Below are 281 nucleotides of genomic sequence, written 5' to 3'. Positions count from 1 at the left end.
GTCGGCGCCGCTGTGGCTGGGTTCGCTGAAGTCGAACATCGGTCACACGCAGGCGGCGGCGGGTGTCGGCGGGATCATCAAGATGGTGATGGCGATGCGTCAGGGTGTGCTGCCGCAGACGCTGCATGTGAACGAGCCGTCGCCGAAGGTGGACTGGTCCGCCGGGGCGGTGGAGCTGTTGTCGGAGTCGCGGCCGTGGCCGGAGACGGGCCGTCCGCGCCGGGCGGCGGTGTCCTCGTTCGGTATCAGCGGGACCAACGCGCACACGATCCTGGAGTACG

At 69.4% G+C, this 281-nt stretch carries 1 protein-coding gene; it reads left to right on the top strand.

What is annotated here, in order from left to right:
• Positions 1–281, top strand: a 281-nt coding sequence (locus UK12_RS35500; protein ID WP_045307353.1) for a ketoacyl-synthetase C-terminal extension domain-containing protein, incomplete at both ends; no start/stop codon positions are given.

This window comes from Saccharothrix sp. ST-888 (assembly GCF_000955975.1).
Lineage (GTDB): Bacteria > Actinomycetota > Actinomycetes > Streptomycetales > Streptomycetaceae > Kitasatospora.
This window is presented reverse-complemented; position numbering and strand designations above follow the sequence as displayed.